Origin of the sequence: Citrobacter sp. Cpo142 (assembly GCF_030332425.1) — a bacterium.
GTDB classification, from domain to species: Bacteria; Pseudomonadota; Gammaproteobacteria; order Enterobacterales; family Enterobacteriaceae; genus Citrobacter; species Citrobacter portucalensis.
In genome coordinates this window covers 335,172-353,676 of record NZ_JAOWHW010000113.1, presented here as the reverse complement: position 1 = coordinate 353,676, position 18,505 = coordinate 335,172, and the positions used below count along the sequence as shown (strand labels likewise).

Below are 18,505 nucleotides of genomic sequence, written 5' to 3'. Positions count from 1 at the left end.
GCAAATTGTCGGATGTTTACCGTAAAGCGACAAGTAAAACAGGCTGATTTGTCAGGTGAATCCACATTAATCACTTAAATTAAGACAACGTTGTTCAGTTACTGACTTCCACAGCCGGAAATCTGACGCATAATAGTTGTTCTACGTAGCTAACGGGCCACTACGGCCAGGGATGAAAAATGAAACATTTACGCGTAGCGGCCTGCATGCTGATGCTGGCACTGGTCGGGTGCGATAATAATAACGAAAAATCACCGACGGCTGCGAAACCTGATGCACCTACGCCACAGACTGCGCCAGCAAAAGATAAAGCTCAATTACAAAAGCTGGTGCAGCAAAGCCAGGGCAAGTCGCTGACGCTGCTGGATGCCTCAGAGGTCCAGCTCGACGGTGCGGCAACGCTCGTTTTGACCTTCTCCATTCCCCTCGATCCAGAACAAGATTTTTCCCGCGTCGTGCACGTTGTTGATAAAAAAAGCGGCAAAGTGGATGGTGCCTGGGAGCTGGCGCCAAATCTGAAAGAGCTGCGCTTACGCCATCTGGAACCTAACCGGGAACTGGTGGTGACCATTGAGCGTGATTTGCTGGCGCTGAATAAAGCGACGTTCGCTATCGATTATGAAAAAAACATTACCACTCGCGACGTCCAGCCAAGCGTAGGGTTTGCCAGTCGCGGCTCGCTGCTGCCGGGAAAAGTAATTGAAGGCCTGCCGGTAATGGCCCTCAACGTTAACAGCGTGGATGTGAACTTCTTTCGCGTGAAGCCTGAATCGCTCGGCGCATTTGTCAGCCAGTGGGAATACCGCAATTCGTTGACGAACTGGGAATCTGACAATCTGCTGAAAATGGCGGAACTGGTGTATACCGGACGCTTTGATCTCAATCCTGCGCGTAACACCCGTGAGAAGCTGCTGCTGCCGTTGAGCGATATCAAGCCGTTGCAGCAAGCAGGTGTTTACATCGCGGTGATGAATCAGGCTGGACAATACAACTACAGTAATGCCGCTACGCTGTTCACGCTCAGCGATATTGGTGTGTCTGCGCACCGTTACCATAATCAACTGGATGTCTTTACACAGAGTCTGGAAAATGGCGCTGCGCAGCAGGGTATTGAGGTCACGTTACTCAACGAAAAAGGACAGACGCTGGCGCAGGCTACCAGCGACGCGCAGGGTCATGTCAAACTGGAGACTGATAAAGACGCGGCTTTATTGCTGGCCCGCAAAGACGGGCAAACCACGCTGCTGGATTTGAAACTCCCGGCGTTGGATCTGGCTGAATTTGATATTGCCGGTGCACCGGGATACAGCAAACAGTTCTTTATGTTTGGTCCCCGTGACCTCTATCGTCCTGGCGAAACGGTGATCCTCAACGGATTACTGCGTGACAGCGACGGCAAAACGTTGCCCGACCAGCCGGTGAAGCTGGAGGTCGTAAAGCCCGACGGGCAAGTGTTACGTTCGGTGGTTAGCCAGCCGGAGAACGGTCTGTACCGCTTTAGCTGGCCGCTGGACACTAACGCGCCAACCGGTATGTGGCATATTCGTGCTAATACGGGCGACAACCAGTCACGGATGTGGGATTTCCACGTCGAAGATTTTATGCCTGAGCGGATGGCGCTCAATCTCTCCGCCAATAAGATTCCGGTAGCTCCGGCTGATGAAGTGAAGTTCTCGGTAGTGGGCTACTACCTGTACGGCGCGCCCGCTAACGGCAATGCTCTGCAAGGACAGCTTTTCCTGCGCCCGCTGCGCGAAGCGGTGCAGGCATTGCCGGGGTTCCAATTTGGTAATATTGCCGAAGAAAACCTGTCCCGCAGCCTCGATGAAGTTCAGCTTACGCTGGATGAACACGGTCGCGGCGAAGTGACCACCAACAGCCAATGGCAGGAGACGCATTCTCCGTTACAGGTGATCCTGCAAGCCAGCCTGCTGGAATCTGGTGGCCGCCCGGTGACGCGTCGGGCTGAACAAGCCATCTGGCCTGCGGACACGCTGCCGGGTATTCGTCCGCAGTTTGCGGCAAAAGCCGTCTATGACTACCGCACTGATACCACTGTGAATCAGCCTATCGTTGATGAAAACAGCAACGCCGCTTTCGACATTGTGTATGCCGATGCGCAGGGCGAGAAAAAAGCGGTGTCCGGTTTGCAGGTGCGTTTGATCCGCGAGCGCCGGGATTACTACTGGAACTGGTCTGAAGGCGAGGGCTGGCAATCTCAGTTCGATCAAAAGGATCTGGTTGAAGGTGAGCAGACTCTGGATCTTAAGGCCGATGAAACCGGTAAAGTCAGCTTCCCGGTTGAGTGGGGTGCCTATCGTCTGGAAGTGAAAGCCCCGAATGATGCGGTGAGCAGCGTACGCTTCTGGGCAGGTTATAGCTGGCAGGATAACAGCGATGGCAGTGGGGCTGTGCGTCCCGATCGCGTGACTCTGAAACTGGACAAACCCAGCTATCGTCCTGGCGATACCATGAAGCTGCACGTTGCCGCTCCCGCTGCTGGCAAAGGTTATGCGATGGTGGAATCCAGCGAAGGCCCGCTGTGGTGGCAAGAAATAGATGTACCGGCGGATGGTCTCGATATCTCCATCCCAATCGATAAAACCTGGAATCGCCACGATTTGTATCTCAGTGCGCTGGTGGTTCGTCCTGGCGACAAGTCCCGTTCGGCCACGCCAAAACGGGCGGTCGGTTTACTGCATTTGCCGTTAGGTGATGAAAACCGTCGTCTGGCGCTGGCGCTGGAAAACCCGGCGAAAATACGGCCAAACCAGCCGTTGACCGTCAAGATTAAAGCCAGCGTCAAAAATGGCGACGTACCAAAACAGGTTAACGTGCTGGTCTCTGCCGTTGATAGCGGAGTGTTGAACATTACCGATTACGCCACGCCAGATCCGTGGCAGGCGTTTTTCGGGCAAAAACGCTATGGCGCGGATATTTATGATATTTACGGCCAGGTGATCGAAGGGCAAGGGCGGCTGGCGGCGCTGCGCTTTGGTGGAGATGGCGATGAATTAAAACGCGGCGGTAAGCCACCGGTTAATCACGTCAATATCGTGGCGCAACAGGCGCTGCCGGTCACGCTCAACGAGCAGGGCGAAGGTACGGTGACGCTACCGATTGGTGATTTCAACGGCGAGCTACGGGTAATGGCACAGGCCTGGACGGCGGATGACTTTGGCAGCAGTGAAAGCAAGGTGATTGTTGCCGCGCCGGTAATTGCTGAACTGAATATGCCGCGTTTTCTGGCGGGAGGCGATACCTCGCGCCTGACGCTGGACGTGACTAACCTGACTGACAAACCGCAAACGCTGAATATTAAGCTCGCGTCCAATGGCTTACTGGAGCTGATGGGGCAAGATCCTGCTCCGGTAAATCTGGCACCAGGCGTACGGACTACGTTGTTTATTCCGGTGCGTGCGCGGGAGGGGGTTGGCGATGGCGAAATTCAGGCAGAAATTAGCGGTCTGACTTTACCTGGTGAAACGCTGCCAGTTCAGCATAAACAGTGGAAGATTGGCGTGCGTCCGGCGTTCCCGGCGCAAACCGTTAATAACGGTGTCGCACTTCAGCCGGGCGCAACCTGGCAGCTTCCGGGCGAAGAACTGACCAATTTCTCCCCTGCAACGATGCAGGGACAACTGCTGTTCAGCGGTAAGCCGCCGCTAAATCTGGCGCGTTATATCCGCGAACTGAAGGCTTACCCTTACGGTTGCCTGGAGCAAACGGCGAGCGGGTTGTTCCCATCCTTATACACCAATGCTGCGCAATTGAAGGCGTTAGGTATTGTGGGCGACAGCGATGAAAAACGCCGTGCGGCAGTCGATATTGGGATTTCTCGTTTAGTGCAGATGCAGCGTGATAACGGCGGTTTCGCGCTGTGGGATAAAAACGGGTCGGAAGAGTACTGGCTGACCGCGTATGTCATGGATTTCCTCGTTCGGGCAAATGAACAGGGCTACAGCGTCCCGGTAGAAGTCATTAACCGTGGCAACGAGCGGCTGCTGCGCTATTTGCAGGATCCAGGAATGTTGTCGATTCGCTATACCGACGACTCTTCAGCAAGCCGGTTTGCCGTACAAGCATACGCCGCGTTGGTTCTGGCGCGTCAGCAAAAAGCCCCGCTCGGCGCATTGCGTGAGATCTGGGAGCGTCGTGCGCAAGCGGCCTCTGGTTTACCGCTGTTACAACTGGGAATCGCGCTGAAAAATATGGGCGATGCTAACCGCAGTGAACAGGCGTTGACGCTAGCGCTGAATACGCCGCGCCGCGATACGCAACAGTGGATGGCGGATTACGGCAGTGCGTTACGGGATAACGCCTTGATGCTGGCCTTGCTCGAAGAGAACAAGCTCAAACCTGACGTGCAGAATACGCTGCTGAACACGTTGTCAGAACAGGCCTTTGGGCAGCGCTGGCTCTCGACTCAGGAAAATAATGCGTTGTTCCTTGCCGCGCGTACGTTACAGGACTTGCCAGGCACATGGCAGGCGCAAACGTCATTCTCGGAGCAACCGTTAGCCGGGGAGAAATCACAGACGCGTAATCTGGATGCCGATGCGCTGTCTACGCTGAGCGTCACCAATACCGGTAATCAACCGCTGTGGCTGCGTCTGGATGTGAGCGGTTATCCGCAAACCTCACCGACGCCTGCCAGCAACGTTCTGCATATTGAGCGGCAAATCCTGGGAGTTGACGGAAACAGCAAATCGCTGGATTCGCTGCGCAGCGGTGAGCTGGTGCTGGTCTGGCTGGAGGTGAAAGCCAGCCAGAACGTGCCGGATGCACTGGTGGTTGACTTACTGCCAGCAGGACTGGAACTGGAAAACCAGAATCTGGCCAACGGCAGCGCCAGCCTGCAGGATAGCGGCAGCGAAGTGGCGAATCTGCTTAATCAGATGCAGCAGGCAGATATCCAGCACGTTGAGTTCCGTGACGATCGCTTTGTCGCTGCGGTGGCGGTCAATGAAGGACAACCGGTTACGCTGGTGTATCTGGCGCGAGCGGTGACGCCGGGGACCTACCAAGTTCCCGTCCCGCAGGTGGAATCAATGTATGTTCCGCAGTGGCGCGCGACCGGTGCGACAGAGGGACTTTTGATTGTCAGACCGTAAATGATGCGCGGGTTGGGTAAACGCGGCTGCTGGCTCTGGCTGGCAGCCGTTGCGCTATTGATTGTGGCGGCAGTTTGGGCGGCAGATAAAATCTGGCCGCTGCCCTTGCACGAAGTCGATCCGGCACGGGTCGTGGTGGCACATGATGGTACGCCGCTGTGGCGCTTCGCCGATGCGGACGGTATCTGGCGTTATCCGGTGGCTATTGATGAGGTATCGCCTCGCTACCTTGAGGCGTTAATTAACTACGAAGACCGCTGGTTCTGGAAACATCCCGGCGTCAATCCGTTTTCCGTGCTGCGCGCAGCATGGCAGGACCTCTCCTCTGGGCGCGTGGTTTCGGGCGGCAGTACGCTCACCATGCAGGTCGCACGATTACTCGATCCTCATCCGCGAACCTTTGGCGGCAAGTTTCGCCAGCTCTGGCGCGCATTGCAGCTGGAATGGCATCTCTCCAAACGCGACATCCTGACACTGTATCTCAACCGTGCGCCGTTTGGCGGTACGCTGCAGGGTGTGGGGGCGGCAAGCTGGGCCTATCTTGGTAAATCACCCGCGCAATTGAGTTACTCCGATGCCGCGCTGCTGGCTGTTTTGCCACAGGCACCGAGTCGGCTGCGCCCGGACCGTTGGCCGGACCGTGCTGAAGCGGCGCGTAATAAAGTGCTCGAACGTATGGCGACCCAGGGCATTTGGCCTGCCAGACAGGTACAGGAGTCGCGTGAAGAGCCAGTCTGGCTGGCGCCCCGGCAAATGCCGCAGTTAGCGCCGTTATTCTCGCGCATGATGCTGGGAAAAAGCCGGAGCGATAAAATCGTGACTACCCTTGATGCCGGATTGCAGCGTCAACTGGAAGAGCTGGCGCAGAACTGGAAGGGGCGCTTACCTGCACGCAGTTCGCTGGCAATGATTGTGGTCGATCACACCGATATGAGCGTGCGTGGTTGGGTGGGGTCGGTAGATATGAATGACGACTCCCGCTTTGGTCATGTGGATATGGTGAATGCGATCCGTTCGCCAGGCTCGGTGCTGAAGCCGTTTGTTTACGGTCTGGCGCTGGATGACGGACTCATTCATCCCGCTTCGTTGTTGCAGGATGTCCCGCGGCGAACTGGGGACTATCGACCGGGGAATTTTGACAGCGGTTTTCATGGCCCGGTGAGCATGAGCGAAGCGCTGGTAAGGTCGTTGAATTTACCCGCCGTGCAGGTGCTCGAAGCCTATGGTCCGAAGCGCTTTGCCGCATCGTTACGTAACGTCGGCTTACCGCTGTATCTGCCCGCAGGGGCTGCGCCAAATCTGTCGCTGATTTTAGGTGGCGCGGGGGCAAGGCTGGAAGATATGGCCGCAGCGTACAGCGCCTTTGCCCGCCAGGGAAAAGCGGGAAAACTGCGTCTGCAGCCGGGTGACCCACTGCTTGAACGCCCGTTGATGTCGGCGGGCGCGGCGTGGATTATTCGCCGTATTATGGCCGACGAAGCGCAACCGCTGCCGGATAACGCACTGAGCAGAGTGGTTCCGCTGGCGTGGAAAACGGGCACCAGCTATGGCTATCGCGATGCCTGGGCGATTGGCGTTAACGCCCGTTATGTGATCGGTATCTGGACTGGCAGACCAGACGGAACGCCGGTGGTGGGCCAGTTTGGATTTGCCAGCGCTGTGCCGCTGCTCACTCAGGTCAACAATCTTTTGCTCTCTCGCGGGACAAATCAGCCGGAAGATCCACGCCCTGGTTCCGTGAGTCGCGGCGTGGTGTGCTGGCCGGGCGGGCAATCCCTTGCCCCAGGAGACAGCAACTGCCGTCGCCGTCTGGCAACCTGGTTACTGGATGGCAGTCAGCCGCCAACGTTATTATTGCCCGAGCAGGAAGGGGTTAATGGCATTCGTTTTCCTGTCTGGCTGGATGATGAAGGCAAACGTGTGGCGGCGGATTGCCCGCAGGCGCACGAGCAAACGTTAATCGTCTGGCCGTTGCCGCTGGAGCCATGGCTACCGGAATCAGAACGCCGTGGGGCGAGATTACCGCCAGTTTCTGCCACGTGTCCGCCGCTGGGACAAGACGCTTCACAGCCGTTGCAGTTGACAGGTATTCGTGATGGCGCGATTGTGAAGCGTTTACCCGGTTCTGCTCAAGCCTCATTGCCGGTGCAAACCAGTGGTGGGAGCGGTGAACGCTGGTGGTTTCTTAACGGTGAAAGGCTGGAAGAACGTGGACGTCGTCTTACGCTACGGCTGGCGACTAAAGGGGATTATCAACTGCTGGTGATGGATGACGCTGGTCAGGTAGCGACGGTGAGATTTTCGATGCAGTAGATCAGTTGGTGACTGTTTGTTGCTAAAATTCATCTTATTTTAAAGAAATGTTACCTTCATCAATAGTCAATTGCCGGGATGCTCTTTATAATCCGCGCCAGGTCGTACATCTATATAGACAACAACAGAACACATTACAGAGGTTATCATGGCTATTGAACGTACTTTTTCCATCATCAAACCAAACGCGGTGGCAAAAAACGTTATTGGGAGCATCTTTGCGCGCTTTGAAGCAGCAGGGTTCAAAATTGTCGGCACTAAAATGCTGCACCTGACCGTTGAGCAGGCACGTGGCTTCTATGCTGAGCACGATGGCAAACCGTTCTTTGACGGTCTGGTTGAATTTATGACCTCCGGTCCGATCGTTGTTTCTGTTCTGGAAAGCGAAAATGCAGTACAGCGTCATCGCGATCTGCTGGGCGCAACCAACCCGGCGAATGCGCTGGCTGGTACTCTGCGTGCAGACTATGCTGACAGCTTCACCGAGAACGGTACTCACGGTTCCGACTCCGTTGAGTCAGCGGCGCGCGAAATCGCCTATTTCTTTGGTGAAGGCGAGGTTTGCCCGCGTACGCGCTAATAAGCTCGTCCTGTAGGCCGGATAAGCGTTTGCGCATCCGGCTCTGCTTTGCCTGGTGGCGACGCTGATGCGTCTTATCAGGCCTACGATCTTCCTTTACATATTATTTTCGCTAATGCTTCGTGCAAACGTGGCATCCCTGCGCCAGACTTTGTACAATGCAACGCCCCGGAAGAGCAGATCGCTTGCCGGGGCGTTTCTTTTTAACCCTCCACGGGCCACAACGTGTAACAACGAGGCCGGAAAAAATTATGTCTGAATTAGTTAACACCTCTGAAGTCGTCATTCCTGCGGTTCCAAATAAAAATGGAAAAATTAACCTGCTGGATCTGAACCGTCAGCAAATGCGCGAATTCTTCAAAGAGATGGGCGAAAAACCGTTTCGTGCCGATCAGGTCATGAAGTGGATGTACCACTATTGCAGCGACAACTTTGATGACATGACTGACATCAACAAGGTGCTGCGTAACAAGCTGAAAGAAGTGGCTGAAATTCGCGCCCCGGAAGTGGTGGAAGAGCAGCGTTCTTCTGACGGTACGATCAAATGGGCTATCGCGGTTGGCGATCAGCGCGTTGAAACGGTGTATATCCCGGAAGACGATCGTGCGACCCTGTGTGTTTCTTCACAGGTCGGGTGCGCATTAGAGTGTAAATTCTGCTCTACGGCGCAACAGGGCTTTAACCGTAACCTGCGGGTATCGGAGATCATTGGTCAGGTCTGGCGCGCGGCGAAAATCGTCGGCGCGGTAAAAGCAACGGGCGTGCGTCCTATCACCAACGTGGTGATGATGGGGATGGGCGAGCCGCTGCTCAACCTGACCAACGTGGTTCCGGCGATGGAAATCATGCTTGATGACTTCGGTTTTGGGCTGTCCAAGCGTCGCGTTACGCTCTCCACTTCAGGCGTTGTCCCAGCGCTGGATAAGCTGGGTGATATGATTGACGTCGCGCTGGCGATTTCTCTGCATGCGCCGAACGATGAAATTCGTGACGAAATTGTACCTATCAACAAAAAGTACAATATCGAAACATTCCTTGGCGCGGTTCGTCGTTATCTGGAGAAGTCCAACGCTAACCAGGGTCGTGTAACCATTGAGTATGTGATGTTAGATCACATCAATGATGGCACTGAACACGCGCATCAGCTGGCAGAACTGCTGAAAGATACGCCGTGTAAGATCAACCTGATCCCGTGGAACCCGTTCCCGGGCGCGCCGTATGGCCGTAGTTCTAACAGCCGTATCGATCGTTTCTCCAAAGTGTTGATGAGCTATGGTTTCACTACCATCGTGCGTAAAACACGTGGTGATGACATCGATGCTGCCTGCGGTCAGCTGGCGGGCGACGTTATCGACCGTACCAAGCGTACTCTGCGTAAGCGTATGCAGGGCGACGCTATCGACATTAAGACCGTTTGATGTTGGCGCACTACGGTATAATTCCTGTACCGTAGTGCAACGTAAGCCATATGAGGTTTTTTGTTGTCGTCGTCAGGTCAATAATAACGGTGCGTTTTTGTCGACTTTAAGGCAGTATGTAACGGCGTAACAAGTGTTTAGCCCTCAGGTTTACGCCGTTTTGTCATTGATAGTCTGACCGTTTTATACTGTCTGACGAAGGTTAACTGACCAGATGTTTCGCGGTGTGGGTGAGCATTGTGGCTCGCCGGCATCAGAACCCAAATTTACGCAGCTGTAGCGAATGAATACTGAAGCCACGCACGACAAAAATGAAACACTATCCACTGGCGTTCGTCTGCGCAATGCCCGTGAACAACTCGGATTCAGCCAGCAGGCAGTCGCGGAGCGACTTTGCCTGAAGGTCTCCACGGTACGCGATATTGAAGAAGATAAGGCGCCAGCCGATCTTGCTTCAACATTCCTGCGCGGGTATATCCGTTCTTATGCGCGTCTGGTGCATATTCCTGAAGAAGAACTGTTGCCAGGGCTGGAAAAACAGGCTCCGATTCGACCAGCTAAGGTCGCACCGATGCAGAGCTTTTCGCTCGGTAAGCGTCGTAAGAAACGTGACGGCTGGTTAATGACCTTTACCTGGCTGGTGCTGTTTGTCGTTGTCGGACTGACAGGCGCCTGGTGGTGGCAGAACCATAAAGCGCAGCAGGAAGAGATCACCACCATGGCCGATCAATCCTCTGCTGAGCTGAATGCCGGTAAAGAGGGTGCGCAGAACGTACCGTTAGATACCAGCGCAGCAGCAGGGCAGGATACCCCTCCGGCTCCTGACGATGGTGCGGTAGCGGACGCAGCGCCAACGCCAGACGTTGCTGCGACCCCGGCACCCGCCGCTGATGCGCAGCAGAACGCCGTTGTTGCCCCTTCTCAGGCTAACGTCGATACCGCAACCGCGCCAGCTACATCGGCCCCTCTGCCGACCGATCAGGCAGGTGTGACTACACCTGCAGCCGATCCTAACGCGCTGGTGATGAACTTTACCGCCGATTGCTGGCTGGAAGTAACCGATGCGACCGGTAAAAAACTGTTCAGCGGGATGCAGCGTAAAGACGGCAATCTAAACCTGACCGGTCAAGCGCCGTACAAACTGAAAATTGGCGCCCCGGCGGCAGTGCAGATTCAGTTCCAGGGTAAACCTGTCGATCTGAGTCGTTTTATCAGAACTAACCAGGTTGCGCGTCTGACCGTTAATGCCGAACAATCACCGGCTCAGTAACAGACGGCAATGCGGGAGATTTTTTAATGCATAACCAGGCTCCAATTCAACGTAGAAAATCGACACGCATTTACGTTGGGAACGTGCCGATCGGCGATGGTGCGCCCATCGCCGTACAGTCTATGACTAATACGCGTACCACGGATGTGGAAGCGACGGTTAATCAGATTAAAGCGCTGGAACGCGTAGGCGCGGACATTGTTCGTGTCTCTGTACCGACAATGGATGCCGCAGAAGCGTTCAAGCTTATCAAACAGCAGGTTAACGTCCCGCTGGTTGCCGATATTCACTTCGACTATCGTATCGCGCTGAAGGTAGCGGAATACGGTGTTGATTGCTTGCGTATTAACCCAGGTAATATCGGCAGTGAAGAGCGTATTCGCATGGTGGTGGATTGCGCTCGTGATAAAAATATTCCTATCCGTATCGGCGTCAACGCCGGATCGCTGGAAAAAGATCTGCAGGAAAAATACGGTGAACCGACGCCGCAGGCGCTGCTGGAATCCGCTATGCGCCACGTGGATCACCTCGATCGTCTGAACTTCGATCAATTCAAAGTCAGTGTTAAAGCGTCTGACGTTTTCCTCGCCGTAGAATCCTATCGCCTGCTGGCGAAACAGATCGATCAACCGCTGCATCTGGGGATCACCGAAGCCGGTGGCCTGCGTAGTGGTTCGGTGAAGTCCGCGATCGGCCTTGGCCTGCTGTTATCTGAAGGGATCGGCGATACGCTGCGTGTTTCTCTGGCAGCCGATCCGGTGGAAGAGATCAAAGTGGGTTTCGATATCCTGAAATCGCTGCGCATTCGCGCGCGCGGGATCAACTTCATCGCTTGCCCAACCTGTTCGCGTCAGGAGTTTGACGTTATTGGTACGGTTAACGCGCTGGAGCAACGTCTGGAAGATATCATTACGCCAATGGACGTATCGATCATCGGCTGCGTGGTAAACGGCCCTGGCGAAGCGCTGGTTTCTACGCTGGGCGTGACGGGCGGTAACAAGAAAAGTGGCCTGTATGAAGACGGCGTGCGTAAGGACAGACTCGATAACGACGACATGATTACGCAGCTTGAAGCCCGCATCCGCGCTAAAGCGAGTATTCTGGACGAAGCGCGTCGTATCGACGTGCAGCAGCTTGAAAAATAACAACGTGATGGGAAGCGGCGTGCTTCCCGTGTATGATTGAACCCGCATGGCGCCCGCATTGTTCGGGTTAGCGCTGAGGGTTCATTTTTATATTCATAAAGAGAATAAACGTGGCAAAAAACATTCAAGCCATTCGCGGCATGAACGATTATCTGCCTGGCGAAACCGCCATCTGGCAGCGCATTGAAGGCACTCTCAAAAACGTGCTCGGTAGCTACGGTTACAGTGAAATCCGCTTGCCGATTGTAGAGCAGACCCCGTTATTCAAACGCGCGATCGGTGAAGTTACCGACGTGGTTGAAAAAGAGATGTATACCTTTGAGGACCGTAATGGCGACAGCCTGACGTTGCGTCCTGAAGGGACTGCGGGCTGCGTACGCGCCGGCATCGAACATGGTCTCCTGTACAATCAGGAACAGCGTCTGTGGTATATCGGGCCGATGTTCCGCCACGAACGTCCGCAGAAAGGACGCTATCGTCAATTCCATCAGCTGGGTGTCGAAGTATTTGGCCTGCAAGGCCCGGACATCGATGCGGAGCTGATTATGCTGACCGCTCGCTGGTGGCGCGCGCTGGGTATTTCTCAGCATGTTAGCCTTGAGCTGAACTCAATCGGTTCGCTTGAAGCCCGCGCTAACTACCGTGATGCGCTGGTCGCCTACCTGGAATTACACAAAGAGAAACTGGACGAAGACTGCAAGCGTCGTATGTACACCAATCCGCTGCGCGTTCTCGACTCCAAAAACCCGGAAGTACAGGCGCTGCTCAACGACGCGCCTGCACTGGGCGACTATCTTGATGACGACTCTCGCGAGCACTTCGCGGGCTTGTGCAAACTGCTGGAATCCGCAGGCATTGCCTACACCGTCAATCAGCGTCTGGTTCGTGGTCTTGATTACTACAACCGCACCGTATTTGAGTGGGTCACCAGCAGCCTGGGCTCTCAGGGCACCGTGTGTGCCGGTGGTCGTTACGACGGTCTGGTAGAGCAACTTGGCGGTCGTGCAACGCCTGCCGTGGGCTTTGCTATGGGTCTGGAACGACTTGTTTTGTTAGTTCAGGCAGTTAATCCGGAATTTAACGCAGATCCTGTTGTCGATATATACCTGGTTGCTTCAGGGGCGGACACGCAGTCGGCGGCAATGACGCTTGCAGAACGTCTGCGCGATGAAGTTCCTGGTGTGAAACTGATGACAAACCACGGTGGCGGCAACTTTAAGAAACAGTTTGCCCGTGCCGATAAGTGGGGCGCCCGCGTTGCACTGGTACTGGGCGAGTCCGAAGTGGCTGACGGTACTGTTGTAGTGAAGGATTTGCGCTCTGGTGAGCAAACGGCAGTAGCGCAGGATAGCGTTGCCGCGCATTTGCGCACTTTACTGGGCTAAGGAGAAGGACAGCGTGGAAATTTACGAGAACGAACACGACCAGGTTGATGCGGTAAAACGCTTCTTTGCTGAAAACGGCAAGGCGCTGGCTGTTGGGATCATTTTAGGGGGTGGCGCGCTGGTTGGTTGGCGTTACTGGACCAGCCATCAGACGGAGTCCGCACGCTCTGCTTCTCTGGCGTATCAAAATACGGTGACTGCGGTTAGCGCGGGTAAACCGGACAGCATTCCTGCCGCTGAGAAATTTGCTGCAGAGAATAAAAATACCTACGGCGCGCTGGCTTCACTGGAACTTGCGCAGCAGTTTGTTGACCAAAATGAACTTGAGAAAGCTGCAAGTCAGCTGCAACAGGGCTTGGCTGCAACCAGCGATGAAAATCTCAAAGCGGTGATTAACCTGCGTCTGGCTCGTGTTCAGGTTCAGCTTAAACAGGCTGATACCGCGCTGAAAACGCTCGACACCATTAAAGGTGAAGGGTGGACGGCTATTGTTGCCGATCTGCGCGGTGAAGCGTTGCTGAGTAAAGGCGACAAACAAGGTGCGCGTAGCGCATGGGAAGCGGGTGTGAAAAGCGATGCCTCTCCTGCTCTGAGCGAAATGATGCAGATGAAAATCAATAATTTGTCCATCTGAGAGGGACCCGATGCAATTGCGTAAATTACTTCTGCCAGGGCTGCTTTCCGTTACCCTATTGAGCGGCTGTTCACTGTTTAGTGGCGAAGAAGATGTCGTTAAGATGTCCCCATTACCGGTGGTTGAAAACCAGTTTACTCCGTCTACGGAATGGAGCACCTCCGTAGGTAACGGTATTGGTGATTTCTATTCCAATCTTCACCCTGCGCTGGCGGATAACGTTGTCTATGCAGCCGATCGCGCTGGTGTAGTGAAAGCATTGAACGCAGGCGACGGTAAAGAAGTCTGGTCTGTGAATCTGGGTGAGAAAGACGGCTGGTTCTCCCGTGCATCTGCACAGCTTTCTGGCGGTGTAACCGTGTCTGGCGGACATGTTTACATTGGCAGCGAAAAAGCACAGGTTTATGCGTTGAATACCAGCGACGGTACCACCGCATGGCAGACGAAAGTCGCCGGTGAAGCGCTGTCTCGTCCTGTTGTGAGCGATGGCGTAGTACTGATCCACACCAGCAACGGCCAGTTGCAGGCATTAAACGAAGCTGATGGCGCCATCAAATGGACCGTTAACCTCGACATGCCTTCCCTGTCTCTGCGTGGTGAATCCGCTCCGGCAACTGCCTTTGGCGCAGCTATTGTCGGCGGTGATAACGGTCGCGTGAGCGCCGTGCTGATGCAGCAAGGCCAGATGATTTGGCAGCAGCGTATCTCTCAGGCGACAGGCCCAACGGAAATCGATCGTCTGAGCGACGTTGATACCACGCCGGTTATCGTCAATGGCGTTGTTTACGCGCTGGCTTATAATGGTAACCTGACGGCGCTGGATCTGCGCAGCGGTCAAATTATGTGGAAACGCGAACTAGGCTCGGTGAATGATTTCATCGTCGACGGTAACCGTATCTACTTGGTTGACCAGAATGACCGCGTACTGGCGCTGACCACCGATGGCGGCGTGACGCTGTGGACGCAAAGCGATCTGCTGCACCGTCTGCTGACGTCCCCGGTATTGTATAATGGCAATCTGGTCGTCGGTGATAGCGAAGGCTACCTGCACTGGATTAACGTTGACGATGGTCGTTTTGTTGCCCAGCAGAAAGTCGACAGCTCAGGTTTCCTGACCGAGCCGGTCTCTGCTGATGGTAAACTGCTGATCCAGGCGAAAGACGGTACGCTGTACTCTATTACGCGTTAATCGTCCCGGCCGCTCGCTTTGAAAAACGGCTCCTGGTGCAGGGGCCGTTTTACTGTTTTTAACAACGGCGCAAAAATGTGCCCGTTGTCTGATGATTTTTTAAATGAGGCTTTAAACATGGTACCTGTGGTCGCGCTTGTCGGGCGCCCTAACGTTGGCAAATCCACGTTATTTAACCGTCTAACTCGCACCCGAGATGCGCTGGTTGCGGATTTCCCGGGTCTGACTCGTGACCGTAAGTACGGTCGTGCGGAAATTGAAGGCCGTGAGTTTATCTGTATTGATACCGGCGGTATTGATGGCACCGAAGACGGTGTTGAAACCCGTATGGCGGAACAGTCGCTGTTGGCTATCGAAGAAGCAGACGTTGTGCTGTTCATGGTGGATGCGCGTGCTGGCCTGATGCCAGCGGATGAAGCTATTGCTAAACATCTGCGTTCGCGCCAGAAACCGACGTTCCTGGTCGCCAACAAAACTGACGGACTCGATCCTGACCAGGCGGTTGTTGATTTCTACTCATTGGGTCTGGGTGAAATTTATCCTATCGCGGCGTCCCATGGTCGTGGCGTTCTCAGCCTGCTGGAGCATGTTCTGCTGCCGTGGATGGATGACGTTGCTCCTCAGGAAGAAGTGGATGAAGACGCAGAATACTGGGCGCAGCTTGAAGCTAAAGAAAACGGCGAAGAAGAGCCTGAAGACGATTTCAACCCGCAGGATTTGCCGATTAAACTGGCAATCGTCGGCCGTCCGAACGTAGGTAAGTCCACGCTTACTAACCGTATTCTCGGCGAAGACCGCGTAGTGGTTTACGACATGCCGGGAACCACGCGTGACAGTATTTATATTCCGATGCAGCGCGATGAACGCGAATATGTGCTCATCGATACCGCGGGCGTACGTAAGCGCGGCAAAATTACCGAAGCGGTAGAAAAATTCTCAGTAATCAAAACGCTGCAGGCAATTGAAGATGCCAACGTGGTGATGCTGGTGATTGACGCGCGTGAAGGGATTTCCGATCAGGACCTGTCGCTGCTGGGCTTTATTCTCAATAGTGGGCGCTCACTTGTTATCGTTGTTAACAAGTGGGATGGCCTGACGCAGGAAGTAAAAGAGCAGGTCAAAGAGACGCTGGACTTCCGTCTGGGCTTTATTGATTTTGCGCGCGTACACTTTATCTCTGCACTGCACGGTAGCGGCGTGGGTAATCTGTTTGAATCGGTCCGTGAAGCATACGATAGCTCTACACGTCGCGTGAGCACCGCGATGCTGACGCGCATCATGACCATGGCAGTAGAAGATCATCAGCCGCCGCTGGTGCGTGGTCGTCGTGTGAAGCTGAAATATGCCCACGCTGGTGGTTATAACCCGCCAATCGTGGTGATTCACGGCAACCAGGTCAAAGACCTGCCGGATTCCTACAAGCGCTATCTGATGAACTATTTCCGCAAGTCTTTGGACGTGATGGGGACGCCGATCCGTATTCAGTTCAAAGAAGGGGAGAACCCGTTTGCGAACAAACGTAATACATTGACGCCGACTCAGATACGTAAGCGTAAGCGCTTGATTAAGCACATCAAAAAAAGCAAGTAATCGTTGCTGATGCAGATGAAAACCCGCGCTTGTCGCGGGTTTTTTTTCGTTATTCCAACGCCAACCTCAGCCTGTGCGATGTCAATCACTATTCTTTTTTTGCCAAGTTTAAATCTAAGAAAGTAGACATTTGTCGAGTTTTCATCTTAAAGTCCGGGGGCTGGTACTAGACAAAACTAGCCTTAGGTTATCAAATGGTTAAATAACTTTTCGCCGCATGTAAAAAATCGGTCAGATACGTAACTGGCTGGCGTACATCGCGGTGTTTACACGCACGACGACATAACTTTCGGGAGAATTATGCAATCCTCTGTTAATCAAAAAGAAAGCCGAACTTTCTTCGGTCATCCTTATCCGCTCGGCTCGCTATTCTTCACAGAGATGTGGGAGCGTTTTTCGTTTTACGGCATTCGCCCGTTACTGATCCTGTTTATGGCTGCTACCGTTTATGACGGCGGCATGGGGCTGGCGCGTGAAAATGCCTCGGCGATTGTGGGTATCTTTGCCGGTACGATGTATCTCGCCGCGCTGCCTGGTGGCTGGCTGGCGGATAACTGGCTCGGCCAACAGAAAGCGGTGTGGTACGGTTCCATTTTGATTGCGCTCGGTCACTTGTCGATCGCGCTCTCGGCCATTATGGGGAACAACCTGTTCTTTATCGGCCTGATGTTTATCGTGCTCGGTTCCGGTCTGTTTAAGACCTGTATCTCAGTGATGGTTGGCACGCTGTATAAAAAAGGCGATGCGCGTCGCGACGGCGGTTTCTCGCTGTTCTATATGGGCATCAATATGGGGTCGTTTATCGCGCCGCTGATCTCCGGCTGGCTGATTAAATCCCACGGTTGGCACTGGGGCTTTGGCATCGGTGGTATCGGGATGCTGGTGGCGTTGATCATCTTCCGCGTGTTTGCCGTTCCATCGATGAAACGTTATGACAGCGAAGTGGGTCTGGACTCAACCTGGAACAGCCCGGTAGTGAAACGTAACGGTGTGGGCGCGTGGCTGCTGGCGCTGGCCGTCGGCGTAGCCGTTATCGTTACGCTGATTGCGCAGGGCGTGATTGTGATAAATCCGGTCGCGGTTGCCAGTATGCTGGTGTATGTGATTGCCGCCTCTGTCGCGCTCTATTTTATCTACCTGTTTGTCTTTGCTGGTCTGAATCGCAAAGAGCGCGCCAGACTGCTGGTCTGCTTTATCCTGCTGGTTTCCGCCGCGTTCTTCTGGTCTGCGTTTGAGCAGAAGCCAACCTCGTTCAACCTGTTCGCTAACGACTACACTAACCGTATGATCGGCGATTTTGAAATCCCGGCGGTCTGGTTCCAGTCGATAAACGCGCTGTTTATCATTCTGCTGGCACCAGTATTCAGCTGGGCGTGGCCGAAACTGGCGAGCATGAACATTCGTCCGAGCAGCATCACCAAGTTCGTTATCGGTATTCTCTGTGCCGCTGCAGGCTTTGGTCTGATGATGCTGGCAGCGCAAAACGTTCTCAGTAACGGTGGTGCAGGTGTTTCCCCATTCTGGCTGGTGGGTAGTATCCTGATGCTGACACTTGGTGAGCTGTGCCTGAGCCCGATCGGTCTGGCGACCATGACGCTGCTGGCCCCGGAAAGAATGCGCGGGCAGATGATGGGCCTGTGGTTCTGCGCCAGCGCGCTGGGTAACCTGGCCGCAGGTCTGATTGGTGGTCATGTGAAGGCCGACCAACTGGATATGCTGCCGGATCTCTTCGCTCGCTGCTCGATTGCATTGCTTATCTGCGCCGCGGTACTGATCGTCCTCATTGTGCCTATCCGTCGCATGCTGGAGAATACGCAAACTAAACCGGCTACTAGCGCCTGATAACACCTCGATTGTGCCGGGGCAG

General features: G+C 54.4%; 11 protein-coding genes. All 11 read left to right on the top strand.

What is annotated here, in order from left to right:
* The first annotated feature begins 179 nt into the window (after positions 1–179).
* The 11 genes from OGY18_RS11445 to OGY18_RS11395 all read left to right on the top strand — a co-directional run bounded on the left by OGY18_RS11445 (position 180) and on the right by OGY18_RS11395 (position 18,480).
* Positions 180–5,114 carry an alpha-2-macroglobulin family protein gene (locus tag OGY18_RS11445; RefSeq protein ID WP_286553034.1) on the top strand — a complete coding sequence of 1,645 codons (4,935 nt, stop codon included), beginning with the start codon at positions 180–182 and terminating at the stop codon, positions 5,112–5,114.
* Positions 5,115–7,427: a peptidoglycan glycosyltransferase PbpC gene (pbpC, locus tag OGY18_RS11440; protein WP_286553033.1), complete on the top strand. Its 2,313-nt coding sequence runs from the start codon at positions 5,115–5,117 to the stop codon at positions 7,425–7,427.
* 148 nt (positions 7,428–7,575) lie between these two features.
* A complete protein-coding gene (gene ndk / locus OGY18_RS11435) occupies positions 7,576–8,007 on the top strand; it encodes a nucleoside-diphosphate kinase (protein ID WP_003037710.1) in 432 nt (143 codons plus the stop codon).
* A 251-nt stretch (positions 8,008–8,258) separates the two neighbouring features.
* Positions 8,259–9,425, top strand: coding sequence for a dual-specificity RNA methyltransferase RlmN (gene rlmN, locus OGY18_RS11430; RefSeq protein ID WP_003037713.1), 1,167 nt, complete (start codon positions 8,259–8,261; stop codon positions 9,423–9,425).
* 283 nt (positions 9,426–9,708) lie between these two features.
* Entirely contained in the window at positions 9,709–10,695 is a 987-nt protein-coding gene (gene rodZ, locus OGY18_RS11425; protein WP_125112731.1) for a cytoskeleton protein RodZ, read from the top strand.
* 26 nt (positions 10,696–10,721) lie between these two features.
* A complete protein-coding gene (gene ispG, locus OGY18_RS11420; RefSeq protein ID WP_003037720.1) occupies positions 10,722–11,840 on the top strand; it encodes a flavodoxin-dependent (E)-4-hydroxy-3-methylbut-2-enyl-diphosphate synthase in 1,119 nt (372 codons plus the stop codon).
* A gap of 110 nt (positions 11,841–11,950) precedes the next feature.
* The gene (gene hisS, locus OGY18_RS11415; RefSeq protein WP_003835173.1) at positions 11,951–13,225 is read left to right on the top strand and encodes a histidine--tRNA ligase; all 1,275 of its coding nucleotides are present in this window, start codon (positions 11,951–11,953) and stop codon (positions 13,223–13,225) included.
* A 13-nt stretch (positions 13,226–13,238) separates the two neighbouring features.
* Positions 13,239–13,859, top strand: coding sequence for a YfgM family protein (locus tag OGY18_RS11410; RefSeq protein ID WP_286553030.1), 621 nt, complete (start codon positions 13,239–13,241; stop codon positions 13,857–13,859).
* Positions 13,860–13,869: 10 nt separating this feature from the next.
* The gene (gene bamB / locus OGY18_RS11405) at positions 13,870–15,048 is read left to right on the top strand and encodes an outer membrane protein assembly factor BamB (protein ID WP_008785453.1); all 1,179 of its coding nucleotides are present in this window, start codon (positions 13,870–13,872) and stop codon (positions 15,046–15,048) included.
* 117 nt (positions 15,049–15,165) lie between these two features.
* Complete coding sequence (der, locus tag OGY18_RS11400; protein WP_126317565.1) at positions 15,166–16,638, top strand: ribosome biogenesis GTPase Der; 1,473 nt, start codon at positions 15,166–15,168, stop codon at positions 16,636–16,638.
* A 300-nt stretch (positions 16,639–16,938) separates the two neighbouring features.
* Positions 16,939–18,480 (top strand): peptide MFS transporter, encoded by a 1,542-nt coding sequence (locus OGY18_RS11395; RefSeq protein WP_003835166.1) that lies wholly within the window; start codon positions 16,939–16,941, stop codon positions 18,478–18,480.
* The last annotated feature ends 25 nt before the right edge of the window (positions 18,481–18,505 follow it).